Here is a 25,019-nt window from a genome sequence, read left to right on the forward strand (position 1 = left end):
TTCCCCCTCTGGTTGCGGGCGAGTGGGGGAGAACTTTGCGGCAACCGTCGGCGGAGAACGCCCTGTTGGGGGGGGAAGTGCTCTGCTCCTCTTTGCCCGCTCCCACGGACCCCCACGGTGGTTACCGTCAGAAGCCGGCGCTCGGATCGTCCGTGTCCTCTTCCGGGTCCACGCTGTACAGCGGGCGGTCCTCGATCCCCAGGGCGCGCATCAGCTCGTTGGTCGGAATCCTGTACCTACGTCCGATGCGGAGGACGGGGCAGGGGAACTCGTGCTCGCGGATCAGCCGGTACGCGGTCGTCGAGCCGATTCCGAGTGCTCGGGCCGCCGTGCGCAGGTCCACTGCGACGGGCAGGTCGAACATCTCCGTGAAACTGAGGCGGCCCTCTGCCGGGTCCTTCATCCTCGCCTCCCCGCAGGGCGGACCGGCCGGGTGTCCGCGCGGCGCCCGGGCCGTCGCCTCTTCCCGGGGCTGTGACCCGCCGAACGGTCCTGCGACCCGTCGTCGGTGTCGATGAAGATTCCCTGTCGGCGCAGATGCTCCGGGCGCACCCGGAAACGCAGCGGTGCGCACAGCCCGTCCGGGCCGTCCGGACGGTCGACCCGTACGTCCAGGCTCTCCGCCGCCGGAGCGTCCGCCTCCTCGCCGGACGCAGTGAGAGCGTGCTCCTCGGTGATGCGTTCGATCTGGGTGGAGGGAAGCTCCCGCAGCCCTTCCCGGGCGAGATGCCACGCCCTGGCGCGCGCCGCGTGCAGCAGGGAGGAGTCGGTGAGACAGCTCGCGCCGTCCCGATCCGCCAGCTTCTCCAGGAGAGACAGGACCATCTCGGCCTCCACGTCCGACCGGTCGGCCCGCAGGCGCGTGCAGACCCGGTGGACCGTCCCGGTCAACCGGGGCAGGGCCAGCCAGATCGCCAGGAGTTTCCCCGTGCTGTCTGGAGTCAGGTCGCTCTGCGCCGTGCGGATGACCTCCTTCCAGACCGCGGTGGCGAACTGCGGGTCGGAGTCGGGGCCGTACAAGGCCTCGTGCGTCTCGGCGGCGGTCAGCCGGACCGGATCAGCCTCGTCGGCGTCCGTGGGGACGAGCACGAAGACCGCGTCACTGGTCCGGGGATCGTCGAAGTGCCGCTTCACCGAGGCGAACGCACTGCTGTGCGGTGGATACATCATGAAATGTCCTCTCTTCGGACTGCGGGAACCTGAGTCCGGAGGTGCTGGAGATACCGAGATGCTGGACGAGGTGGGTCCTGTGGTGGGGACGTACCGCCTCATATCCGCGTCAAGGGGAGACGAGTCCCACCAGCCTCACTTTGATGCGTGGGCATGCGGTAGTGGTCTTCTCGACCAGGTAACGCCGCCTTTGACCACGAGCGTGCAACAAGCGCGGCAGCCAGGCCGCGAGCTCGCCGGTGACGGAATTCGCGAGGCGGGTGGGTGCCCGTACAGAACGGGCACCCACGAACTGTTGCGCTCAGGCGGTCTCGGAGGACGAGGTGTCCGGCATCTCGGTGGGCGGGGTCGCCGGGGTGGTGTCCTCGGTCCGGACGGCCGCCCGCCGGCGGCGGCTCGGCGGCCAGTCGGGGGACTGGCGCAGACGGGCTGCCCGGCGGTTGCGCTGACGGTTGTTCATCGGGTTCGCGGTTCCTCTCTGATAAGTCGATGGATGACTAAGCCGCCGTTTCGTGCTTCTGCGAGCGGCTGGTGCCATCGTGCCCGGGGGTGAAGCGGGGCCGCAGAGCGAAAACTGAGGGGTAACTGAGTCCCCGGGGGGCGTGAAGAAGCAAGCGCGTGTGAAGCGGCACAGCGCGGCGCACAGATGAAGGAGCGCCGGCGAGGGGCCGGATCACTGACTGCGGCGCGGTGAGGGGGAGGGCGATGGAGGGGTACGTGCTGGGCCCGGTGCGAGCGGAAGGGGACGGCGGCAGAAGGGTGGTCGAAGGGTCGAAGGTGGCGGCCCTGTTCGCCCTCCTGGTGACCTCGCCAGGCTGCCGGTGTACCAGGAAGGAGATAGCCGAGGTCCTCTGGGAGGGCGACGAGGATGTCGGCGTCCGGGTTGACCGCGTCGTCGCCGACCTGCGGAAGCGGTTGGGCCGGGAATCCGTGCCCCATAGCGGCAAGTCGGGTTACTGCACGCTCCGCGTGCCGGTGGGAGACGTCGACCTGCTCCGTTTTCGCGAAAAGGTGAAGCAGGCTGAGGGACTGACCTGTAAGGCGCAGTTCGAGCTGCTCGGCGCGGCCTTGGAGGAGTGGAACGGCGAGGACGAACCGCTGCACGGACTGTCCGAGACCGGCTTCCACTTGCGTCGGGAGGAGCTACGGGTCGAGTTGATGGCCGCCGTGTACGCGCGGCTGGACGCAGCCTACAAGTCCAGGGAGGTCAAATGGCTGCGCGAGGAGACGGAGAAATGGTTCGAGCGCGCGCCGGAACTGCCCCAGATCTTCCGGTTCTACCTGCTCGCCCACGCAGACCTGCCGGAGTCCCAACGTGAGCGGCTCATCAGGAAGTGGGAGACGCGCAACGGAAAAGCGGATGTCGATGTACAGAGCGCCATCGACCAGGTCCGGGGAGAGAGCCGCCGGCCGGGCGGGGCGCTCCTGCCGCCCGTTCCCGACCAGTTGCCCGGCGGCAGGCGCAAGCCGATCGGGCAGGACGAGCTGATCGGTGACCTCTTCGAGGCCGTGTGCGAGGAACAGGATGCCGGCAATCTGGCGCTGGTCCTGATCAGCGGCATGGCGGGCGTCGGGAAGACCACGGTGGCCGAGAACCTCGCCGGTCGGCTGCGGGAGCGGTTTCCCGACGGGGTGCTGTGCGGCGAACTGAACGGATTCGCCGACGGAGACGTGCGGCCCGCCGAACCGGACGAGGTCCTGGACGGCTTTCTGGCCGCGCTGCCGCCCTACACCACGGTGACCGGAACGGAGAGCAAGAGCAACGCGCTGCGGTCGGCGCTGGCCCACCGGTCGGTGCTCATCGTCCTCGACGACGCGCTCAGCGCCCAGCAGGTGCTGCCGCTGCTTCCCGGAGACGGTACCTGCGCCGTGATCGTCACCAGTCGTAACGACCTCTTGCGGCTGCAGTCCGAGAGAAAGGTGCTGTTCCGCAAGATGGAGCCGCTGCACGAGGCGGACGCCCTGGAGGTGCTCCAGGAGAAAGTGTCGGCCGAGGACCGGGCCAAGCACGCCGTGCCCTTCAGCAAGCTGGTCCACCTCTGCGGTCGGCTGCCGTTGGCCCTCGTGGTGGTGGCCCGGCTCTTGGAGGTCGGTGCGCGTCCGCTGCACACCCTCCCTGCCCTGGTGCGGGAGATGGAGAAGGAGCTGGAGCGGGCGAAGCTGGACACCCTGGACCTGCCCGAGCACGAACTGTCGGTCCGCGCCGCGCTCAACTGCTCCGTGCGCGTGCTGAATGAGGAAGCCCGGCTGCTGCTGTGGCAGCTCGCCGTCCACCCCGGGCCCAGCGCTTCCTGGGAGGCGGTGATGGATCTGGGACGGGCAGTGGACGAAGGGACGCGTACCGACCGGGCCCTGGTGGACCTCGTGGCGGCGAACCTGGTGGAACATCACGGCGACCGCTACGGGCTGCACGACCTCGTGCGGGCCTTCGCCCTTCGGCACGTGCGGCCGGTGCCGGACGGAGAGAACGCGGAGATCGAGCGGGCGACCGTACGACAGGTGCTGGAACACCAGCTGCACAACGTCCGCGCCTGCGACCGGGTGCTCGACCGCGAACGCACCCTGCCCACCGGCGAGCCCGGAGCGGTCAGGGTCACCGACCCCGCGGACCTCGCGGAGGCGATGGCGTTCCTGGACGAGGAGTACGCCACCGTCCAGCGAGGCATTCACTTGGCGATCAATCGGCGTATCGACCGGTACGTATGGCTGCTTCCGATGGCCCTGGTCATCTACCAGTGGCGCCGTCGCCTGCTCGATGATGCGCGGCAGAACCTCCGGTACGCCGCCGAGGCGGCGGAAACCGTCGCCGGCCCGGTCGATCGCGCCATGGTCTACCGGTCGCTGGCAGGGACCCACTGGCGGCTCGGTGAGTACGACTTGGCTGTGGGCAACCTGCGCAGGGCCGTCCGGCTCAGCGAGGAGGACCGCAGCACGGAAGGCCGGCTGAGTCTGGCCCGTACGCTGCACCGGCTCGGACTCACCCTGCGCAAGCAGGGCGACCGGACGGGAGCGGAGGAAGCGCTCGGCCGCGCACTGGAGTTGTGCCGGGAGGTGTCCGACCGGGTCGGGGAGGCGGCTGTTCTGAACGTCCTCGGCGCGATCGACCTCGACCGGGGCGAGCACGAGCAGGCGCTCCGTCGGTGCGCCGACGCTCTGGGCATGGCGGAGCGCACGACGGAGCGCAGCGGCCTGGCCGATGTGCTGTTCACCCTGGCCAAGGTGCACCTGGCCCGTTCCGAACGGGACGAGGCCATCACCCTGTACCGGCAGGCCTCCGACATCTACCGCGAACAGGAGAACTGGCCCAACGAGGACAAGGTGCGGATGCTCTTCGCTGATGTCCTGGTGTCCGCCGGCGACACCGACGCGGCGGTGCGGGAGCTGGAGAGAGTCACCGTGCTGCGTGAGCTGATGCACGGTGAGGGGGTGCGGGAGGTCCGGGAGCGGCTGGAAGGGCTGAGGTGACCCGCCCGGTCGGCGGCCGTCGGCTCACCGTCAAAGCCGGGGCGGATGCGTGCGGTAGTACTCGGTCGGGTCCGGGCGCAGGGGCTTCGATGGCCGTTGCGAGCCGAGCTGAGGTAGGTAGCAGCGGAGCCGATCGAACACTTCACGGACATCCGCGGGGCGCTCCGCCGCCTTCCACCGGACCATCCACAGCGCCAGGGAGGCGAACTCCGGGGGTAGTTTGGCGAGCCGGTCGGCCGGCAGCACCGGGGCGCCCTCTTCCGCCCGCTCGTCCTGTCCGCCGTAGGGCAGGCGCATCACGGTCATCTCCAGCAGGATGCAGCCGAGTGCGAAGATGTCCGCTTGCCGCGTCAGACCTGACTGGCACGCGTCGGACTGCTCGGGGGAGGCCCAGCCGCGCGTGCCGCGTGCGTATTCCGTTTTCTGATCCGCCACGACCGCGTGGCCCATGTCAATGAGCCGGAGACGGCCGTCCGGCTGCACGATGACGTTCTCGGGCTTGAGATCGCAGTGCACCAGATTCCGGTCGTGGACTTCTGCCAGAATTTCGCACAGTTGGCCGATGACGGCCGCAACGGTCCCAGGATCCTTAACGGGCAGGGCCGCCGACAGGACCTTCTGCAGTTGGTGCCCTTCGACAAATTCCATGACCAGGCACCGGCGTCGCCGGTGTGTCCCCGTGGCGATGACTTCGGGAATCGCCTGGATTCCCGTCAGCATCATCATGCGTGACCCCTCTTTGAGGAGTTCATCGCCGGCCCAGTGGAAATCGCTCTCGGGCCCGAGGTCCCGGGCCTTCTGAAGCTTCAACGCCACCTTCTGCCCGCTGTTGCGGTCACGCCCGAGGAAAAGGTCGCCTTGGCCGCCGTCGCCGACCATGTCCAGCACTTCGTAGCGCCCCTCCACATCACCGACCTCCTCGATCTCCCTCACGGCCATCCACCTTTCCTTCGTACGGAAATGGAGCATGAAATGTCACAGCCATGGCTGCCCCCCGACGGGGTGACCCGCACGTCCGACGTCATCACGGTATCCGCCGGAATGTTCAAGGGGGGAGAGTTCCGATGCCCCGCCGCCGACGCTCTCAAGACCCGCGGTTACCACACCACCGACCCCGTACCGCGCCGCCGTGAGCGGTTAGAGCACTTCGCTCTGGGCCCCTTCATGGCTGCCTGTGACATCCGTTCGGGGCCTGCCGGCAGCCCGCCCCGGACACGTACCGGGCCCCTGCACGACGGTCTGCGGACCTGGTCGGAGCACGGCGTGACGATGTACGAGGCAGCCTTCCCCCTCGACCCGGAACGCCCCCTGCACGAGGTGCCCGAGCCGTGGACGTACCGCTACCGGCCGTCCGGTCCCGACCCGCGCGACGCCCAGGAGTACCGCCTCACCGTGTGGGGCCGCTGCCTGGCCTCCCCCGACGGTGCCTACCGCGAGCTTCGTCTGCCCGTGCACCGCCTGCGCGACCTGCCGCCCGACGGGTTCACCGCGGCCGTCGCCCTGGTGCTGGCCGAGGGCGCCCCCGGACCACCGCCGGAGCACGTACGGATCGTGGAGTTCGCGCTCTTCGACGGCCGTACGCGGGAACTCTTCGCGGGAAGCCGGGAAGAGGCGCGCGCCCGGTACCGCGAACACGGCCCCGCTGCCCTGGCCGGCGTACTGGACGGACGGGAATACCGCCCGGGGTCCGCCTGCGGCGGATGCCCCTACCTGTCGGTGTGCCCGGCCCTGCGCACAGCGCCCGGACTGCTGGGCATCGAGGCGCACGACCGGCCCCGCCGTACCTGGTCGGTCACCAACGGGCGGTCCTACCGAGCCTGCCCGGCGCGTGACCACATGCGCCGGCTGCACCTGCCCACGGCGGATTCCGTCGAACGCGAGGTGACGGCCGAGCGCGGCCGGGCCCTGCACGCCTACCTCGCCGAACGGCACGCCCACGGATCGCCTCGGCCCTGCACGGTCGAGGTCCCCGAGGAGTGGGTCCCGCAAGGATTCGACCTGCCCTCAGACGAACGCGCACTCGGCGCCCTGCTGTTGCGGCGGCACGCCGCGGTCTGCCCGCTGCGGTACGTCGGGGACGGCACGGATGTGCGGACCGAGCCCCGGGTGGTGCGGCACGACACCACCGCCGACGTGGTGGTCCTGGCCGCGCCCGACCTGCTCTACCGGGATGCCGGGTCATGGGTGTGGCGCGAGACTAAGACCTCCGTCACCGACCGGCGGTCCGACCGCCCCCTGCTGGAGCGTTATCCGCAGTTGGCCCTGGCCGTCGTGCTGATCGCCCGCGGTGACCTGGGCGGTGATCCGTTCCGCGCCCGGGTCGAGCTGGAGGTGCTGCGCCCCGGCGGCGCCGACCTGGAGATCATCGATCCCTTCGCCCCGGCCAATCGGGTCACCGCCGAGAAGGTACTGCGGGCAATGGTGGCCGACTGGCACGGTGACGACCAGTACGCGGCCCGGCCCGGACGCTCCTGCGAGCGGTGCGAAGTGGCCCGCTGGTGCACGGCGTCGTCCGTCAGCAAGGCCGCGGCATGAGGGCGGGGTCGGCCGGCCGGGCCGATCGGCCGGACGCCGGCGAGGCGCCCGATGGCGTGGGCAGCGACCTCTTCGGTGAACTCGCCCGCATGGTGGCGGCTCTCTCCGAGGTCCAAGGGCTCCGCTCCTTCACCCTGCCCTACCCCGGCCTCGCCCAGCGGGCGCTGGATCACACGGTGATGCGCTGCCTCGAAGCGGGGGAGTCGCCGCCGAGGAGTCTTCCGGAGCTGTGGGAGTGGTGCCGGGCCAGGCCGTCCGACGACTCACTCTTCGCGGTCCCCTCCTCCTTGGTCTCGCCGGGCACCACGCTGGTGCACCGGGTCGGCCGGATGCCGACCCGGTCGTGTCTCGAGGTGGCCTCGCACGGACCGGACGGAGGCGTGGCGGCACACGCCCGCGCGCTCCTCGGGGACCTGCACGCGCGGAGTGGAACGGAGGAGCGCTACCGGCAGTGCCGGGCGTTCCTGGCGCGTCACCCGGTCGTCCACCAGCAGGACCGCTTCGCGCCGGGTTGGAACAGGGCGGTCTGGAGCCGGGTCAAGAGCCTCTACGGTCCGTTGCCCGAGTTCTTGCTCGTCGACGGAGACTTCCTGTACTGCCCCTCGTGCAGGCTCCCCGCGCTGCCCCGGGACAGTGCCGTGCCCGTACCCGGACCGTCCGGCACCGGCACGGAAGTCTGGTGCGAGGGGGAGGACTGCCCGCGCGATGCCCCTCCGCGGCTCATCCGTGAGCCGGACCAGGCGTGGATCCTGCAGCGCTCGCTGCGGTGGTACCTCGTACTGCCGCACCGCACCGACGAAGCCGCCCGGGAGGCACTGGAGCGCGCCGAAGTCGCGTACGAGACCCTGCCCGGTCTTCTGCCCGCCTACCGGCTCAGGGACACCGGCCCCCGCATCGTGGACATCCAGGTGTACGACCGCCTGCAGCCGGCGCTCCTCGCAGCCCATCTCACCGACAACACACTCCTCGCGGACCGCACCCTCGTCGTGGTCCCCGACGCGCTCGCCGGACGGGACGGCTACCGGCAGGCCTTCACCGACGCCCTTCCTGCGCTCCTGCGGGACCGGCTGCTGCTCACCACCCCCATGGACCTCGTGCCCGACCTGGGACAGACCCGGCGAGAAGAGAAGGACGATGCGTAGCCTCACCCCGCCCTTGACCGACGTGTTCAACGCGCTCAAAGCATTTCTGGGGTCCTCCGTGCCACAGCCCGCGCTGGAAGCCCTCTGCCAGGTCGAACTCGGCCTGTACCTCCAGCAGAAGATGATGCCGGGCAGCCCCGCGGGCAGCGCCTGGGTGCTGTTCAGCGGGTACGGATTCGCCGAGGCGCACCGGGCACCGCTGCCATCCGACGCGGCGAAGACCCTGCGTACCGCCCGGTACTCGCTGTGGACGCTGCGCCGGAGCCGTACCTGGCTCGATGCGCTGGACACCTACCAGAGGTTCGACCCCAGGGTGCGCGCCTACGACGTACCGGACGCCGAGACACCCGCTGCCCGCCGCGACCTCTCCGTCGCCGGCGACCGCTTCTCCGTCTACGAACAACTGCTGTGTGCCGCACCGCCGCTGGCGGGCAAGCGGCTGCCGGTCGCGGGTCAGGGCCCGCACGCCTTCCCCGTCAGTCGCACCATGGCCGTCGTCGATCTGCCGCCGGTCCCCCGCGCCCCCCTCGTCGCCCACGACATGGACCTGGAACCGGCCGGCGGCGGCGAGCCCCTTGTCTTCACCAGGGAGGGGCTGGAGCGCACGGCGGCGGAAATGGACGCACAGCACACCCGCTTCGGCGAGGGACGGGCGCCACGGTGGCTGGAGCGGTTACGGTCGTTCGACCTGTCCACCAAGGAGAACGGAACCTTCCACAAGACGAGGAAGGACGAGGACTTCACCTTCACGGTCGACGGCATCCAGCACCTGCTCGGCATCGTCGGCGCCGGCAAGAGCACACTGCGCGACATCATCGCCGTCCATCTCGCCAAGCTGGGCAAGCGCACCACCGTCGTCGTCACCGATGTCGCGGAGGTGCTGAAGCTCGTCCGGCTCTACGACCTCTATACCGACGGCGCCGCCGCACCCGTGCTCGGCTCCTCCGGCCGCGAGCGGCACGCCCAGCGGCTGCACCGTCGGCTGGCGGGCCGGGGCGAGCACCGACTGCTCGCCCACGACGACCCCGCCTTCGCCTACCTCGGCACGTCCTGCCTGCTCAACGTCAGACGGCAGGGCGCCACATCGACGACCGAACCACTCGCCTACGGCGAGGCACCCTGCTCCCGGCTCCGACCCCCGTCGGCCCTGCGCCGTGCCCCGAGCGACGGACGACACTCCGCGTGGCAGAAGAGGGCGATGAGCTGCCCGTACTGGTCCGCCTGCCCCCGCCACCACGGAGCCCGCACGCTGGTCGACGCCTCGATCTGGGTGGCCACCCCGGTCGGGCTGATCGACGCCTCGCCGCCCCGCCCTCAGAACGGCGAGCGCATCCGCTTCCTCGAACTCGCCTGCCGCCGTAGTGACCTCGTGATCATCGACGAGGTCGACCGTGTCCAGATGCAGCTCGACCGGACTTTCGCACCCGCCGTGGTCCTCGCCAGCGACGAGGACAAGGGCCTCATCGACCAGCTGAGCCGGCACAAGATCCGGGAACTCGCGGCCGGCGGACGCACCCAGCTCTCCGAACGGGACGTCGAGACCTTCGCCGCCGCCCTCAACACCGCAGGCGCGGCCACCGACCGGCTGTACGCGATGCTCGTCGCCGGGTACGAGCTGCGCAAGTGGGTGCGGACGGGCTACTTCAGCGCCTGGACGCTCCAGCTGGGGCTCCTCGACGAACGCTACGAACTCCCCGACGACAGCGGTCGGGACCACCCTCATCACGCCCCCCGCGAGGCTCTCGGGAAACTGCTCGACGCGTTCCGGGACAACCCGTTCGGTGACCGTCACCGTAGGACGGAGGAGGACTTCAGCCGGCTGACCGCCCTTCTCAACGAGCTGCTTCACACCGGCAACCCGGAGAACACCCGGCGCCGCCTCACCGAGGTCATGGATGACGTCTTCGCCATCGACCCGAAGTACATGGCTGCCCGGCAGCGGAAGTACCAAGAGGCGTACGACGAGTGGCGGCGCGAGGAGGAGGAACAGGAGAAGAAGCGCGGACGCCGCAGGAAGCCCAAGCCTCCGCCCCAGACTCCCGAGGAATGGCGGAAGCAACTCGCGGAGCGCTTCGAGTTCACACTGTTGCTCAGCGCCCTGGAACCACGGCTCGCCATGATCAACGCCATGTGGCCCCGCGTCGAGGGCGCCCTCAGCCTGGGCTTCAACACGATGTACCGCCGGCCGCTCGACTACGGCCCGATGGTGCCCGAGGCCCCGATGGGCAATGTGCTCGGCTTCCAGTTCCGGGTCCCGGGTGAGGACAAGGGCGGAGTCCGCAGTGGCGAACTGACCTTCTTCCGGTGCAGCGGCGTCGGACGTGAGCTGCTGCGCGCCATCCCCGATCTCACCTCCGTCGACGGCAGGCCTGGTGCCCACTTGCTGCTCATGTCGGGCAGCAGCTGGGCGGGTGCGTCCAGCCGCTACCAGGTCTGCGTCCCGGTCGGTGTGGTCATCGAACCGCCGGCCGAGGTGACCGAACGCATCGCCAACGAGAGCTCCATGCGTTTCGAGTTCATCGACGACGGCGACGAGAAACTGCGCATGTCGGGAACCCATCCGGACGACCGCCCGGAGAAGCTGCGCCGCATCGCGTGCCATCTAGGTGAGGGCGGAGACGAGTACGAGGTCACTGAAGGTGGTCCGCTCCAGCAGGAGTTGCTCTCTCTTCCTCCAGGGCGCGACCAGATCCTTCTGCTGGTCGGCAGCTATGCCGAGGCACGTGTGGTGGCCGACACACTGCACAACCTCAACGTCCGCTGGCGCAACAAGGTGCTGTGCCTGGTGTCGGACGACGAGGAGATCACCGCGGAGGACGAGGCGCCGTCCGCCTACCACGCCCGATCACTGCGCCGGGGCGACGTCGAGCACCTGAAGGACCTCGAGGCGGACATCCTGGTGGCGCCCCTGCTCGCGCTGGAACGCGGCCACAACATCCTCAACGAGGACGACGAGGCGGCCATCGGCACGGTCTATTTCCTGGCACGGCCCCATCCGCACCCAGAGGACCTCCACTTGGCCGTCAATGCCGTCAACGACTGGGTCGTCCGCGCCGTCACCGGCGGTGACTTCGCCACCCTGGTACAGGGAAAACTCACCGTCGAGGAAGGAGCGGAGGAGTTCCGCCGCCTCGCCCGTTCGTACTGGTACCAGGTACTCGCCCGTTCGATGGCGTGGAGCCGTCTCGACGACGACGTACGGGAGCAGGTCACCTGGGACATGCTGGTCCTGTTGTGGCAGGTGATCGGGCGACTGGTACGCGGTGGCGTACCGGCCCGGGTGGTCTTCGTCGATGCCGCCTTCGCCCCCAACCGCGGCGCCGTACCGGCGCGGCCCGACACCCCCGAATCCAGTCTGCTGCACAGCGTCCTTGCCGTCCTGGACCCGTACTTCGACGGCGGCACGACGACCGCGGAGGAGCAGTTCATCGTCCGCGCCCTGTACGCGCCACTGCGCAGCATGCTCACCCGCCTGCTCGCCGCCGTACCCGCCCGCCCGTAAGCGCCGAACCCCTGTCCCAGGAGGTAATTCCGTGTACCACCACATTCGCGTCGCGGCCTACGAACCCGACCCGCTCCACGGACCCTGGCGGGAGGAGATGAAAGTGCTGCGGCTCGGCGAGGACCTGCACGCCGAGCTCACCGGGATGCATGCCGAGGCGGACAAGAACTCCGTCCACCCCCACCGGCTCCCCGTGCGCAGGCTCAACTCCCTGCTGCAGGCGATGGCGCCAGGCGTCATCGCGACCGGCCGCAACGCCGGGACGGATGGCCGTCTGCCGTGGCTCTATGCGCGGGAAGCCGTCCCGCCGGACGTTCTGGCTCCGGTGGTAGGAGCTTGGGCGGCGGGCATGCACCGGGAGGACGACGACTCGGAGGGCGCCGATCTCGAGGAGAGGCTCCGCTCCGGTGACCCGGCCGAGACGGTACGTCTGCCTCACTGGGAGACGGAACCGGTCGACCTCGCCGAGAGCGTGCTCTCGGCGGGCGGAACCGCCGAACCCGCAGTGCGGCTCTACAGCCTGCTGCCCGAGTGGATCGCCTTCCGGCTGGCCGCCCGGACGTTCCGCACGGGCGGCACCACACTCCACTTCCGCGTCGAGAGCTCGGGTGACGGCGCGCGGCTTGTCTCCTGGCCGCCTCAGCGATACGAGCGCCGCCGGCAGACCTGGTACTACTCGGCCTGCCTCACCATCACCGTCCACACCGTGCCGTTCGCCCCGCGGTTCCGCGTCCATGTGTCCACCCAGGTACGCCGGTGGGCCACCCGACTGGACGTACGCCCCCACCAGCTCGGCGGTACGACCGTCCTGCTCGACGCTCCACTGCCGTGGCCGGAAGGGCCGGACCGGGGCCACCGGCTGATGGTGAACACGCTGGGCTACGACCGGCGGTCGAAGGAACTGGCCTGGCGCCGGCACAGCCCCGCACCGCTCGTGCCCGAGCTGGACATCGTGCGCAACTATCCCCGGCCCGAAGCGCTCTTCTCCGACCCCGAACGCTGGATCAACGGTTCCGGGGACGTGGCCGCCGGCATCGTCTACCACCCGTCGATCGGCCCGCACGAGGTCGGACCCGGGCTGATGCCACGGGAGCGGGCGGATCTGGACGCCTGGGTCGAGGAAGGGCTGCGCCCCCTGTTGACCCGGGTCCCCGACCTCACGCGCGTCTCCCGGAGCAACACACCCTCCCTGCTGCCCCGTTCCGGCGCCGGACGCGTCCCGGGTGTCCGCGACGCCCAGCTGGCTCTGCAACGGCGGGCGGCGCTGACACGCGCACTGAACGGCCGCCCCCTGGAGATCGACGTCTTCTGGCAGTCCCCGGAAACCCGTGCGGCGCTGCTCGCTGAGCTGCCCAAGCTCATTGGTCTTTCCGCCGGGCAGCAAGTGCTGTCGGCCGACGGGGAGACCTGGCAGTGGCAGTGCGAGGGGGTCGACATCCGCGTCCGGGCCCGGCCCGCAGGACCCTTGGCCGACGCCCTGCCGACGACCCGAGCTCGCGGGCGCCTCCGGGCCGTCCGGCTGGCCGAGGCCATCGAAGGGCGCTGCGGGCTCGTGGCGGACCAGGCGGACCCGCTCCTCGGCGGGGCCGGAGTCGTGATCACGGAGATCGCCGGCAAGGAGCGCTTCGCCGCCGTCCCGGACTCCGACCCCAAGCACGCGCTGCGCATCGCCTGGGCACGGCAGGGACGGCTGACCCAGTTCGTGAACTCGCCCGACGACACCGACAGCGCTCTGGAACACCGGGCCAGGTGGACCTGGCTGGACGCCTTCCGGCAGCTGGGCGCCATCAGCCCGCCCGCCCATCGGGTGGGAGCCGGCATTCCGGGCGACCTCCAGTACGCGGCGCTCTGGCTCGTACGCCACACCAGGAAGGGGCCCACGCGATGCCCCGTCCACCGGCTGGTGGCGGTGCGGGTGCGCCCCGGGGACGGACCGGGCGTCATCGAGGGGTGGGACGCAGAACGAGCCGAATGGGTGCCGTATCCGAAGCTGTTGCTGCTGCTCTCCCAGGCGCGGGAACCGGCGGCGAGCGGCGGGAAGGAGGCCGGCACGGGGAAGATCGTCGATGACTCGGCAGCCCCGGGAGGATCCCGGCCCGCTGCCCGCCCGGGCGTGGAGCAGGACAGGCAGCGGGAGACCGAGCGGCAGATCCGGGCACTGCTCTTCCAGCTCCGCGACCGCCCGACGCTGCTGCTGGCGGACGCCGGCAATCTGCGCCAGTGCTGGCCTGGCCTGCGCAACGGTGCACTGGACCGCGACACGCTCGGCTTCGGGGCCGAACCCGCCCAGCGGCACACGCTCTACGGCCACGACCTGCGGGTGCTGCTCGTACGGGACGCCAACGCCCGGGGTGAAGTGGCGGAGTGGTACGCCCACGACACCGAGGACGGGGTCGGCTTCGCCGAGGGGGTGTGGGGGACGGCGGATACGGAGGGCCGTGTCTTCGCGAGTACGGCCTCGAAGCCGCACACGGTGGCGAAACTGCCGAAGGGGCTCATGAAGCTGGTGCCCACGGCACAGGGCCGGACAGCGCCCGGGAAGACCGCGTGGAACCCTGGGCAACTGGAGATCACCGTGCTCGGCTGTCTGTCGGAGAAGGCGCTGACGGACTCGGGGCGTGCGGGTGACCCGCCCGACCGGCCGGCGGAGTGGGCGACGCTCGCGCACCAGCTGCGTTACCACGACGACTACCCACCGCTCGCCCGGCCTCTCCCGCTGCACTGGGCGCGTCTCGCCGGTGAGTACGTGCTTCCGGTGGCCGGAACGAAGTAAGCGGGGAGTACGTCATCCGCTTCCTGAACGAGGTGCCGCCTGCATGGGGCGTCCCAAACGATCGACGCTGATAAGGATCAATGCTTCCCTCGTGTGAGCGCCGAAGCCTGAACCTGACCACGGGGACGGCGTCTGGTGCACTCCTTGCTGGGATCACTGGGCGTCCGCCGTGACGCTCGTTTGACGCTCTTCGCGCCTGGTGCCCCCAAGACGGAGAGGAGAGACGGACCTGACATGCGGTTTTCTCTGAGTTCACCCGGGTGACATGCTTCCGATGACGCATCATGTGGAGTGCGTGGCGATCCTGGAGCCTGCGGGCAAGGGTGCTTGACCTGCGGTTTTTGTTGCTCTGGTGGGTTGCTCGACCTGTCTCCCTCCGTGCAGCGGTTCAAGCGAGCGGATCGATCTTTGAGACCTCTCTGACCTGCCGGCTCGTGAGGGATGCGCTCCATGGGGGCGACGCCTTCAGATGTCTCTTCGGAGATTCTTGACGCTCGAGTGACGCTTGAATGGAGTCTCTGCTGCGCCTCCGCGGTAGCGGTGCAAGCGGCCGCCTGGTCCCGCGCTCCGCGGAGCTGAGAGCGGGATCCGACCGCGCCAGGCTATCCGCGAGGCCCAGAACCGGGCCGAGTTGAAGGTCGACGACGTCCTGGCCGAGCTCATGGACAGCGATGCGGAGATCCTGGACCACCTGAAGTGACCGACGTGCGCCACATCCAGATCGACGAGATCCTGGCCATCGCCCGCACGGTCAACGGTACCGAGCACAGCGTGCGTGACATGGGCCTTCTGGTGTCGGCGATCGAGCGGCCCCGGACCAACGTGTGCGGAGCCGAGTTGTGTCCCACGCCGCACGAGAAGGCGGCGGCATTGCTGCGCTCCGTCGCCCGCAATCACGCCCTGATCGACGGCAACAGGCCCACCGCCTGGCTCGCCATGCGTGTCTTCCTGCGGTTCAACGGTGTCAGCGCCAGTACCGTCCTGCCGCCCGTCTCGGTTGCCGGCCCGTTCGTCGAGGAAGTCGCGCAGGACAACATCGATGTACCGGCCATTGCCGAGGTCTACGATGCCTCGCCGTGTAGGACACGGCCTCCAGAGGTCATCGTTGGCGAGTCGATGGTGCCTGCGGTGGCACACAAGGAGGGCGGTGGAGCCCTCGACGCCTCACCGCCGACCGTGCGTGAACTCGTGAGCGAAACCGCACATACGAGACGCTTGACGATGCGACGCCGCCAGGACCGGGTGGAGGTGCCAGGTGTGCTGTCGGGAGGTTGGTGACGGGATCACCACGACAGGCGTCCAGTGCCTTGCCGTTGTCGCGATCGACCAGGACGCCCCAGGTATCGGTGTCCACCGTCGCCGCCTCGGCGGGCGCCGGCTTCACCGCGGCGAGCATGTCGATGGTCCCGGGTCGCCGCCACCGCGGCAGCGACCCGGGACCGTCAACGATGTCCTCCTGGAGGGGTGGGAGAAGCCGCACCGAAGGCCGTCATCGATGCGCCCGTCCGTTCGTGGCGGGTCCCATCAGGTGCGGGTCCAGCGTTGGTTGCTGCCGTTCGAGCAGGAGTAGAGCTGGATCAGGGTTCCGTTGGCGGTGCCGCCCGCGACGGCGTCGAGGCAGAGGCCGGACTGGACGCCGGTTATGGATCCGTCAGAGTTGAGGCGCCATTTCTGGTTGTCGCCGCCCCAGCAGCTGTAGATCTGGACCTTGGAGCCGTTGCCGGACCCGGCCGCGTCCAGGCACTTGTTGCCGTAGACCCTGAGCTCACCGGCGTCGGTGTACGTCCACTGCTGGTTGGTGCCGCTGTGGCAGTCCCACAGGTGGAGCTGGGTGCCGTCGGTGGTGCTGGTGCCGGGCACGTCCAGACAGCGGCCCGAACCGACGCCCTTGATCTGTCCGGATTCCGCAGGGGGCGTGGTGGAGCCGCCGTTGAGTGCGTTGAGGACGGCGGTGTAGGCGGGCTTCTTGCTGCCGTCACCGTTGAACAGCAGCGGTGTCTGCTCCGAACGCCAGGAGTCGGTGTCGCGCACCCCCCAGACGGTGATGCCGAGGCAGCGCGGGACGGCCAGGCAGTCGTTGGTCACGTTGGCGTAGGTCGAGGCCGGGGCACCCTGGATGTCCAGTTCGGTGATGGCCACGTCGACGCCGAGGGCGGCGAAGTTCTGCAGGGTGGTGCGGAAGTTGCTGTTGTAAGGGCTGCCGCTGTTGAAGTGCGACTGGAAGCCGACGCAGTCGATCGGCACGCCGCGCTGCTTGAAGTCCCGGACCATGGCGTACATGGCCTGGGTCTTGGCCCAGGTCCAGTTCTCGACGTTGTAGTCGTTGTAGCAGAGCTTGGCCGCCGGGTCGGCGGCGCGCGCGGTGCGGAAGGCGACCTCGATCCAGTCGTTGCCGGTGCGTTGCAGGTTGGAGTCCCGCCGGGCGCCCGAACTGCCGTCGGCGAACGCCTCGTTCACGACGTCCCACTGGGCGATCTTGCCCTTGTAGTGGGCCATCACGCCGTTGATGTGGTCGATCATCGCCTGGCGCAGTGCGCTGCCGCTGAGGCTCTGCATCCAGCCGGGCTGCTGGGAGTGCCAGGCCAGAGTGTGGCCGCGTACCTGCTTGCCGTTCTGCACCGCCCAGTTGTAGACGCGATCAGCGGCGGTGAAGTTGAACTGGCCCCGCTGCGGTTCGGTGGCGTCGATCTTCATCTCGTTCTCGGCCGTCACCGAGTCGAACTCACGGCCCGCGATCGTCGTGTACGTCGAGTCGCCCAGCTTGCCCGAGGCGATGGCGGTGCCGAAGTAGCGACCGCTCTGCGCCGCCGCTGCGCCGAGCGTGCTCTCTGCGGCGTGTGCGTTCGGCGGCGCGACCAGTGCGGCGACCACACCGAGGACGCCGGCGACCATGGCCAACAGCAGGCCGCGGACCTTTCGGCGGACAACGGATCTGGGAAGGGCATACGAGCCCATGACTGTGCCTCCAAGGTAGACAACACGGAAGGACTGAAGCGCAGGGGGACTTCGTCGTCCGCTCCCATTCGGCAGACGGACGGACGGGGTGGGCCGAAGCCCGGGCGGCACGGAGTCACCGGACAGCGCGGTCATGGAACGGGACGGTCTACGACACCGGTTACTCAGACAGGAATGATTGGGGAATTGACGATGCATCGTCAACACTCCTGCCAAGAAAAGTTTCCGTGACATTTACGAAACTGTCGAGACTCGGCGATGTGGGCTCGGTCTGCCTCGGCGTCCGCGTGAAACGACTGGTGTTCGGCTGCGCTCGGCCGTCTCCCCTTCGGCGCCGAGTGTGGTGCTTGAGCACTTGTCGGTGTGACGTGCGGGGTTTCGTGAGTGAGAACTCGCGAAAGTTTCGGTATCGATGACGACCTCTGCGGAAGGTATTGACGTCGTTCACCGGTTCTCTATCATTCAGCTTGCTCGATACTTCGATCTGCGTTCGATATCACGGACATCTGAAGTCGCTCTCGCTTCGGGTCGCACCGCCCGAACGTGGAGCCGCAAGGAGCCGTGCCGCATGCATGTGTCATGACCTCGCCAATCATTGTCGTCGCCCTCGTCGCCCTCGTCGCCCTCGTCGCCCGGGCGCTCGGTCGTCGAAGCCTCCATCCCTGGTGCCCATGCCGCCCGAGACGCTGGGCACCACCGGTCATTCAGACGGTCGCGAAGGACCGGGAAGCCGCAAGCGGTCTGCCGTGGTGCTCATGGGCCGCCGCACACCGCAGTGCACCGACAGTCCGGACGACCTCTGACGAGGCCGGCCGGAACCGCCCACTCACGGTTGAGGAAGTCCCTATGCACAGAGGAAGTTTCAGCCGCAGGCATCCGTCCGCGGTGCTCGCCGCCGCGGTTGCGGTCCTGGCCGCGTTGGCGGCGATGCTCGTCACCACCCCGGCTCAGGCGGCTTCCACCGGCGCCTTGCGCGGTGTCGGTTCGAACCGGTGCCTGGATGTGCAGGGCGCCGGCCAGACCAACGGAACGTACCTGCAGATCTACGACTGCTGGGGCGGGACCAACCAGCAGTGGACGCTCACGGACAGCGACCAGCTCACCGTGTACGGCGACAAGTGCCTGGACGTTCCGGGCCACGCCACCACGGCCGGTACCAGGGTGCAGATCTGGAGCTGTTCCGGCGGCGCGAACCAGCGGTGGCGGGTGAACGCCGACGGCACGGTCGTCGGCGTGCAGTCCGGACTGTGCCTGGAGGCTACGGGCGCCGGCACGGCCAACGGCACGGCGGTACAGCTCTGGACGTGCAACGGCGGCAGCAACCAGAAGTGGACCGGTCTGACCGGAACGCCGCCGGACGGCACGTGCTCTCTTCCGTCGGCGTACCGGTGGTCCTCGACGGGTGTGCTGGCACAGCCGGCGAACGGGTGGGCCGCGGTCAAGGACTTCACCACCGTGACGCACAACGGCAAGCACCTGGTCTACGCGTCGAACTTCTCGGGATCGTCGTACGGCTCGATGATGTTCAGTCCCTTCACGAACTGGTCGGACATGGCGTCTGCCGGCCAGACCGGGATGAGCCAGGCCGCGGTGGCGCCCACGCTGTTCTACTTCGCGCCCAAGAACATCTGGGTGCTGGCGTACCAGTGGGGTCCGTGGCCCTTCATCTACCGCACGTCGAGCGACCCGACCAACCCCAACGGATGGTCCTCCCCGCAGCCGCTGTTCACCGGGAGCATCTCCGGCTCCGACACCGGCCCGATCGACCAGACCCTGATCGCCGACGGCCAGAACATGTACCTGTTCTTCGCCGGTGACAACGGCAAGATCTACCGGGCGAGCATGCCGATCGGGAACTTCCCGGGCAACTTCGGCTCGTCGTACACGACGGTCATGAGTGACACGAAGGCCAACCTGTTCGAGGGCGTGCAGGTCTACAAGGTCCAGGGCCAGAACCAGTACCTCATGATCGTCGAGGCGATGGGCGCGAACGGGCGCTACTTCCGTTCCTTCACGGCCTCCAGCCTGAGCGGCTCGTGGACCCCGCAGGCCGCCAGTGAGAGCAACCCCTTCGCGGGCAAGGCCAACAGCGGTGCCACCTGGACCAATGACATCAGCCACGGTGACCTGGTCCGCGACAACCCTGACCAGACCATGACCATCGACCCCTGCAACCTGCAGTTCCTCTACCAGGGCAAGGACCCCAACGCGGGCGGCGACTACAACCGGCTGCCGTGGCGGCCGGGTGTCCTCACCCTGCGGCGCTGACCTACCGGTCACGGTGCCCGTGATGTGGCGCGGTCCGCAGGTAAGGCGAGCGGTTCACGGCGTGGGCGATTCCACCTCCTGACCGACGGCACCGAGGAACCCCAGCCGTGCGGCGGCCGGGGTTCCTCTCACCTGCGGTGCCGTTGTCGCGGCCCGGGTACTCCGCCGGCGAGACCTGAAGGACCGCCGCGAGGACGCGTGGCTCGGCACCCAGCAGTGGAGGCTCGTACAAGACGCCCCAAGGCGCCCCCTTTAGTCCATTCGGGTTCGGGCCCTGCCGTCGGGGTGGCAGGGCCCTGCCGTAGGGCTTTCCCGGGCGGGCAGGCCCTAGGAGAATCCACCCGTCGGGCGGGGATGGAAGAGGGTCCTCGGTTACGTGACCGTTCTCAGCAGGTGGATCGTGAGTCGATGCGAACGGCTATGACTCTTTCCCCAGAGCCGAAGCTACCGTTCGGCTTCACGCACAACACCTTTCCGTCACTCTGCAATACGTACGCGACGTCGTCGTTGCGAGTGTTCACGACGGCGTAGCCGGTGTTCGGGTACCGCAAGTACTGCCAGGAAGATGTCACCACCTGGAAGCGAGCGACGATTCCGGACTGCACGCTGGGACCGGAGTAGAAGCAAACCTCGGGATAGTTGCAACCGTACGCACTGACGGCGTGCGCCGACGGCGCGGCCACCATCGGAATGGTGACGGCGGCGGCAGTCGCACCGATCACGCCGACGAGCTTCCGCGTCCAAGGCTTCATGTGTGATACCTGCCATTCTGTGAGGGGGACTCGAGGTGCGCCCCGTGGTGTCTCCGACCAGGAGGCGGCGGTGCACTGGGCGATGGCGATGGCGATGGCGATGGCGATGGCGACGCTTCGCTTGGAGGAAGTCCCGCTCGGTGCATCCCGTGGCGGGGTGACGAGTGAGGCTCGTCCGCGGCTCCGGTCAGGTGGTGGATCAGGGCCTGAGGATTCAGCAGAATCAGGAGCCGGCAGAGGGCAGCCCGTAGGGCCTTGAACTCGGGCCCTCCGCTGCCGAACAGCAGGTAGCGGTTCCGACTCGTGGTGTCGTAGGCGGGCCGTCGGGCCGTCGCTGTTCGAAGCCGTTGGTGGTCGAAACGGCATCGACGCTGTCGCACTCGCTCCCTTCTCCGGTCTCGCTCATGAAGCCTAGGGGCGTCGTCGGCCTCGAACTTTGTCATTCGTGCCAGAAGCTTTGTCAGTGGTGCACGGCTTCGGGCGCCGCGAGTCGACCACCACTTCGTCCGTTCCGCGCGGGACGTGCCCCTCGGGCGTCTCCCGTTCGGCCGGCCCATCCGCCGGTGTCCCTCCGAAGAGCTCGACGAAGTCGCGGCACGGACTCCGGCGGCAGCTTGGTCCGCCTCTCCCGGTCATGCCGACCGCGCACTGACGCGCGGTTCTACCGGACCGCGGCGGTGTCACCTCTGACGCGACCTTGGGATGGCGGTCGGTTCATATGTTGAGCGTTCAGTCACCCGGGTGAAGTTTGGTAAGGCTTACCTCATAGACTGCCGAGGTCTCTGAGGCGCGCCCGCCGCGGCCAGGGCACGCCGTCCCCCCTCGTACGACAGGACCCACATGCGCACGCCCCGCTCCCGTGCTCCCCTCACGGTGCTCGCCCTCGCTCCGCTGCTGGCCGGCTGTTTCGTGTCGGGGGAGGGCGGTGCCGACGCCGGGGCGAACGACGGATCCGGCGGTCGGCTGAGGGTGGCCCTCGCGGTGCCGCCGGTGCGAGCCCTGTCGCCGTACAGCAACGACGCCACCGTGCTGAGCAAGCTCTCCGTGGCCGAAGGGCTCACCGCGCTCGACGAGGACGGCTCCGCAGCGCCCGCGCTGGCGAAGTCCTGGAAGCGGCGGAGCGACACCACCTGGACGTTCGAGCTGCGCAAGGCCGACTTCCAGGACGGCACCGCGGTGACCGCCGAGTCCGTCGTCAACGCGCTCGACCACGCGGCCGCCGCCGAGCCCAAGCCCCGTGTGCTCAGCGACGTGACCCTCACCGCGAAGGCCGATGACGCCGACACCGTCACGCTCACGACGAAGACCGCCGACCCCGTCCTCCCGCTGCGCCTCGCCAGTCCCGCGCTGGGCATCCTCGCCCCCAAGGCGTACGCGAAGGACGGCGTCGTCGACCCCGTCAACAACGGCACCGGCCCCTTCGAGATCACCAAGCTCACCGGGAAGACCGAGGCCACCCTCGACCGCTACGACGGCTACTGGGGCGGCAAGGCCAAGTCGTCCGGCATCGACGTCACCTGGATCGCCGACGGCACCGCCCGCGCCAACGCCCTGCGAGGAGGCGACGTCGACATCGCCGAGTGGATCCCCACCGCGCAGGCGAAACTGCTGGACGAGGGCACTCGTCACGAAGTGCCCTCCGTGCGGACCGACAGCCTGATCCTCAACACACGAAGCGGCGTCTTCACCGACGCGTCCCTCCGTGCGGCCGCCCGTGCGGCCGTGGACGGCTCCGCCCTCGTCGACTCGGTCTTCGGCGGGTACGCCGACCCCGCACAGGGACTGTTCGGGCCCGCGATCCCCTGGGCGGCCGGCCACCGGGTCGAGGTGTCCGGCCGCGCCGAGGCTGCGACCGCCGCCCAGATCAAGTCGAGGACGAGGGGCCGCACGCTGCGCCTGGCCACCTACACCAACCGGGCCGAGCTGCCCGAGGCCGCCACCGTGCTCCAGCAGCAGCTGGAGAAGGCCGGGTTCACCGTCAAGCAGGACGTGCGCGAGTACACGCGGATGGAGGCCGACCTCCTCGCGGGCAAGTACGACGCGCTCGTCTTCTCCCGGGTGACGCTCCTCGACACCGGGGACGCGGTCGCCTACCTCGCCAGCGACTTCACCAGCGACGGCGTCTACAACATCGCGGGCCTGAAGGACGCCCGGGTCGACCAGGCCATCGAGGCCGCCGCCGAGGAAGGCGACAGCGCGCGTCGGCAGCAGAAGGCCATGCGGGCCGAGGCGGAGATCCTGCGTACCGACGCCGTCGTGCCGCTGGTCCACGAGAAGGTCGTACAGGGCGTCAGCCCCGAGGTCACGGGCGTGCTGCTCGACCCCCGCGAGCGCGCGCTGATCGATGTCGACACGCGCCTGAAGTAGTCGATGACTGTGACTTCGGCCGGTGCCGACACCCGAACTTCGGCCGGTGCCGACGCCCGCCCGTCCCGGTGGCCCGCCGGCCTTTGCCGCCTCCTCGCGGGTGCCGCGCTGCTGACGGCCGTCGCCCTGCTGCCCTGGCTGTCAGGTACCGACCCCGCGCTGACGGTCCTCCGGGCCCGCCAGGCCGACCAGGACCCGACGCCTGCCCAACTGGCCGCCGTGCGGGAGCAACTGGGCCTGGACGAAGGGCCGTTCAGCCACCTCGTGCACTGGCTCGGCGGGCTGCCGCTCGGTGACGCGGGCACCTCCTGGGTGTCGGGCGAGCCGGTGCTGCCCCAGGTGACGTCCGCCTTCGCGGTCTCCCTCACCCTGATGTTCGGCGCGTTCGCGGTCACCGTCGCGGTGGCCGCGCTGGTCAGCGCCCGCACCCTGTACCTCGGCTCGCGACGGCGGCTGTACCGGGCGGGCGCGGGCACCGGGGCCGCCGTCCTCGCCGCACTGCCCAAGTTCCTGCTCGCCTCGCTGCTCGCCACCGTCTGCGGCGTCTGGCTGGGCTGGTTCCCCTCCAGTGGCTGGGAGGGACCGCAGTCGATGGTGCTGCCCTCGCTCGCCCTCGGCGTACCGTCCGGAGCGATGATCGGCGGCCTGCTCGACCAGGCCCTGCCCGCCGCCTTCGACGAGCCGTGGGCACGGACCTGGCGCGCCTTCGGCTTCCCGTCCGGCCTTGTCGTCCGCAACGCGTTGCGCCGCGCGCTGGCCGGTGTCCTTCCACAACTCCTGCCGACCGTCGTCGCCCTGGTCGGCGGCGCGGTCGCGGTGGAGAAGATCTTCAACATCCCGGGTCTCGGCCGGCTCGCCCTGGACGCCGCCGTGGCCCAGGACCTCCCGCCGCTGCAGACCGCGACGTTGTTCCTCGTCCTGCTCGGTGTTGTTGCCGGCCTCCTCATCCAGGTTCTGCGCCGTGCCCTGCTCGGCCCGGCCCTGCGTGACGGCGCGCTGGCCGCCCCGCCCCGGTCGGCTCCCGCGCCACGGCACTCCACGCGCTGGGCCGCCGGCCTCTGCGGCGTCGCCCTGCTCGTCCTCGTCGTGACCGGTCTGCTGCGCGATCCCCTGCACGTGGACACGGCCGCCCGGCTGCTGCCGCCGTCCGCCGAGCACCCGCTCGGCACCGACCCCCTCGGCCGGGACCTGCTCGCCCGGCTGGGTCACGGGGCGCTGCGCACGGCCGGCGTGGCCCTCGCGGTGACCGCGGTCAGTGCCGTCGTCGGGCTGCTGCTCGGTATGACGGCTCGGGTGAGCGCGGGCCTGACCGAGGTGGCGTCCACACTGCCGGCCGTCCTCGCGGGACTGCTGACGACCGCGGTGACCGGCCCGTCCGTGTGGGGTGCCGCGTGCGCGGTGTGCCTGGTGGGCTGGACGCCGTACGCCGCCCAGGCCGCCGCGCTACTCGAAGAGGAACGGGCCAGCGGTCACATGCTCGCGTCGATCTCGTTCGGCGCCGGCCCGCTGTACATCCTGCGCAACCACCTGCTGCCCGCGGCCTTGCCCGCGCTCGTGCGCAACGCCCTGCTGCGGCTGCCCACCATGGTCCTGGTGCTGGCCTCCCTCGGCTTCCTGGGGCTGGGTGAGCAGCCGCCCACTCCGGAGTGGGGGCGGCTGCTGTCGGAGAACCAGCCCTATGCCGAACTGGCCCCCTGGACCGTCCTCGGCCCGGCCTGCGCACTGGTCCTGCTCTCCGTCCTCGCCGTGTCCGCCACGGCGTCGGGACCGGGCGGTACCCGACGGGTCCGGCACGGCCTCGTCCCGAAAACTCGCCGCCCCCGGCGTTTCACGGTGGGCCTTGGCGGCCCGCGAAGCGGTGACGCTCGTCCGACGCTCTGATCGCTCGGCGGCTCTTCCCGGAGGGGCCGCGCGGACCGGGCCGTCGGCACGGGGGCAGGACTCCGGCTCGGGGTCCGAGCGGCTCCCAGCCAAGCCGGCGTTCTCGGAGCCGGACCGAGCCACGCCGCACGAGGAAACCGCGGCACTGCCGCACTCCGTTGCCCGAAACGAGGCACTGATCGACGGCGACGAGCACTCCGCCTGACTCG

14 protein-coding genes and 2 pseudogenes are annotated in these 25,019 nt (G+C 69.7%); 10 read left to right on the forward strand and 6 right to left on the reverse strand.

The features are described from left to right. Nucleotides 1-127 precede the first annotated feature (127 nt). The 3 genes from ACZ4V1_RS21715 to ACZ4V1_RS21725 all read right to left on the reverse strand — a co-directional run bounded on the left by ACZ4V1_RS21715 (nucleotide 128) and on the right by ACZ4V1_RS21725 (nucleotide 1,630). Nucleotides 128-403, reverse strand: a complete 276-nt coding sequence (locus tag ACZ4V1_RS21715) for a helix-turn-helix domain-containing protein (protein WP_179181131.1) — start codon at nucleotides 401-403, stop codon at nucleotides 128-130. Beyond that, entirely contained in the window at nucleotides 400-1,170 is a 771-nt protein-coding gene (locus ACZ4V1_RS21720; protein WP_468338569.1) for a hypothetical protein, read from the reverse strand. Before ACZ4V1_RS21720 ends, ACZ4V1_RS21715 begins: the two co-directional genes overlap by 4 nt. Before the next feature lie 301 nt (nucleotides 1,171-1,471). Continuing rightward, complete coding sequence (locus tag ACZ4V1_RS21725; protein ID WP_468338571.1) at nucleotides 1,472-1,630, reverse strand: hypothetical protein; 159 nt, start codon at nucleotides 1,628-1,630, stop codon at nucleotides 1,472-1,474. A 245-nt stretch (nucleotides 1,631-1,875) separates the two neighbouring features. On the opposite strand from ACZ4V1_RS21725, the gene ACZ4V1_RS21730 reads away from it, so the two are divergent. Next, nucleotides 1,876-4,635, forward strand: coding sequence for an AfsR/SARP family transcriptional regulator (locus tag ACZ4V1_RS21730; RefSeq protein ID WP_468338573.1), 2,760 nt, complete (start codon nucleotides 1,876-1,878; stop codon nucleotides 4,633-4,635). A 30-nt stretch (nucleotides 4,636-4,665) separates the two neighbouring features. Here the strand turns inward: ACZ4V1_RS21730 and ACZ4V1_RS21735 are convergent, their stop codons facing one another. Then, a complete protein-coding gene (locus tag ACZ4V1_RS21735; protein ID WP_468338575.1) occupies nucleotides 4,666-5,568 on the reverse strand; it encodes a serine/threonine protein kinase in 903 nt (300 codons plus the stop codon). 39 nt (nucleotides 5,569-5,607) lie between these two features. Between ACZ4V1_RS21735 and ACZ4V1_RS21740 the strand changes: the two genes are divergently transcribed. The 6 genes and pseudogenes from ACZ4V1_RS21740 to ACZ4V1_RS21765 all read left to right on the forward strand — a co-directional run. Beyond that, entirely contained in the window at nucleotides 5,608-7,170 is a 1,563-nt protein-coding gene (locus ACZ4V1_RS21740) for a PD-(D/E)XK nuclease family protein (protein WP_468338577.1), read from the forward strand. Between the two features lie 56 nt (nucleotides 7,171-7,226). Next, a complete protein-coding gene (locus ACZ4V1_RS21745) occupies nucleotides 7,227-8,312 on the forward strand; it encodes a pPIWI_RE_Y domain-containing protein (RefSeq protein WP_468338579.1) in 1,086 nt (361 codons plus the stop codon). Further along, complete coding sequence (locus tag ACZ4V1_RS21750; protein WP_468338580.1) at nucleotides 8,305-11,814, forward strand: pPIWI_RE_Z domain-containing protein; 3,510 nt, start codon at nucleotides 8,305-8,307, stop codon at nucleotides 11,812-11,814. Before ACZ4V1_RS21745 ends, ACZ4V1_RS21750 begins: the two co-directional genes overlap by 8 nt. 31 nt (nucleotides 11,815-11,845) lie before the next feature. Next, on the forward strand, nucleotides 11,846-14,587 hold the full coding sequence (locus ACZ4V1_RS21755; protein ID WP_468338582.1) for a pPIWI_RE module domain-containing protein: 2,742 nt from the start codon (nucleotides 11,846-11,848) through the stop codon (nucleotides 14,585-14,587). 598 nt (nucleotides 14,588-15,185) lie between these two features. After that, nucleotides 15,186-15,287 (forward strand): annotated as a pseudogene (locus ACZ4V1_RS21760) (ribbon-helix-helix protein, CopG family); the annotation flags it as partial. Continuing rightward, nucleotides 15,284-15,646 (forward strand): annotated as a pseudogene (locus tag ACZ4V1_RS21765) (type II toxin-antitoxin system death-on-curing family toxin); the annotation flags it as partial. The pseudogenes ACZ4V1_RS21760 and ACZ4V1_RS21765, both read left to right, overlap by 4 nt. Nucleotides 15,647-16,111: 465 nt before the next feature. Here the strand turns inward: ACZ4V1_RS21765 and ACZ4V1_RS21770 are convergent. Next, a complete protein-coding gene (locus ACZ4V1_RS21770) occupies nucleotides 16,112-17,542 on the reverse strand; it encodes an endo-1,4-beta-xylanase (protein ID WP_468338584.1) in 1,431 nt (476 codons plus the stop codon). A gap of 846 nt (nucleotides 17,543-18,388) precedes the next feature. Between ACZ4V1_RS21770 and ACZ4V1_RS21775 the strand changes: the two genes are divergently transcribed. After that, complete coding sequence (locus ACZ4V1_RS21775) at nucleotides 18,389-19,810, forward strand: non-reducing end alpha-L-arabinofuranosidase family hydrolase (RefSeq protein WP_468338586.1); 1,422 nt, start codon at nucleotides 18,389-18,391, stop codon at nucleotides 19,808-19,810. Between the two features lie 386 nt (nucleotides 19,811-20,196). Here the strand turns inward: ACZ4V1_RS21775 and ACZ4V1_RS21780 are convergent, their stop codons facing one another. Beyond that, nucleotides 20,197-20,562, reverse strand: a complete 366-nt coding sequence (locus ACZ4V1_RS21780; protein WP_468338588.1) for a hypothetical protein — start codon at nucleotides 20,560-20,562, stop codon at nucleotides 20,197-20,199. An 840-nt stretch (nucleotides 20,563-21,402) separates the two neighbouring features. Here ACZ4V1_RS21780 and ACZ4V1_RS21785 point away from each other — a divergent pair. Beyond that, nucleotides 21,403-22,929 (forward strand): ABC transporter substrate-binding protein, encoded by a 1,527-nt coding sequence (locus tag ACZ4V1_RS21785; protein ID WP_468338590.1) that lies wholly within the window; start codon nucleotides 21,403-21,405, stop codon nucleotides 22,927-22,929. A gap of 3 nt (nucleotides 22,930-22,932) precedes the next feature. After that, on the forward strand, nucleotides 22,933-24,810 hold the full coding sequence (locus ACZ4V1_RS21790) for an ABC transporter permease subunit (RefSeq protein WP_468338592.1): 1,878 nt from the start codon (nucleotides 22,933-22,935) through the stop codon (nucleotides 24,808-24,810). Nucleotides 24,811-25,019 lie beyond the last annotated feature (209 nt).

The sequence above is a fragment of the Streptomyces sp. NPDC028991 genome (genome assembly GCF_055564775.1).

Bases quoted from the DNA above. Each gene is read 5' to 3' on its own strand.
- ACZ4V1_RS21715 (WP_179181131.1), bottom strand. From the start codon at position 403: ATGAAGGACCCGGCAGAGGGCCGCCTCAGTTTCACGGAGATGTTCGAC.
- ACZ4V1_RS21720 (WP_468338569.1), bottom strand. From the start codon at position 1,170: ATGATGTATCCACCGCACAGCAGTGCGTTCGCCTCGGTGAAGCGGCAC.
- ACZ4V1_RS21725 (WP_468338571.1), bottom strand. From the start codon at position 1,630: ATGAACAACCGTCAGCGCAACCGCCGGGCAGCCCGTCTGCGCCAGTCC.
- ACZ4V1_RS21730 (WP_468338573.1), top strand. From the start codon at position 1,876: ATGGAGGGGTACGTGCTGGGCCCGGTGCGAGCGGAAGGGGACGGCGGC.
- ACZ4V1_RS21740 (WP_468338577.1), top strand. From the start codon at position 5,608: ATGTCACAGCCATGGCTGCCCCCCGACGGGGTGACCCGCACGTCCGAC.
- ACZ4V1_RS21750 (WP_468338580.1), top strand. From the start codon at position 8,305: ATGCGTAGCCTCACCCCGCCCTTGACCGACGTGTTCAACGCGCTCAAA.
- ACZ4V1_RS21770 (WP_468338584.1), bottom strand. From the start codon at position 17,542: ATGGGCTCGTATGCCCTTCCCAGATCCGTTGTCCGCCGAAAGGTCCGC.
- ACZ4V1_RS21775 (WP_468338586.1), top strand. From the start codon at position 18,389: ATGCACAGAGGAAGTTTCAGCCGCAGGCATCCGTCCGCGGTGCTCGCC.
- ACZ4V1_RS21780 (WP_468338588.1), bottom strand. From the start codon at position 20,562: ATGAAGCCTTGGACGCGGAAGCTCGTCGGCGTGATCGGTGCGACTGCC.
- ACZ4V1_RS21785 (WP_468338590.1), top strand. From the start codon at position 21,403: ATGCGCACGCCCCGCTCCCGTGCTCCCCTCACGGTGCTCGCCCTCGCT.
- ACZ4V1_RS21790 (WP_468338592.1), top strand. From the start codon at position 22,933: ATGACTGTGACTTCGGCCGGTGCCGACACCCGAACTTCGGCCGGTGCC.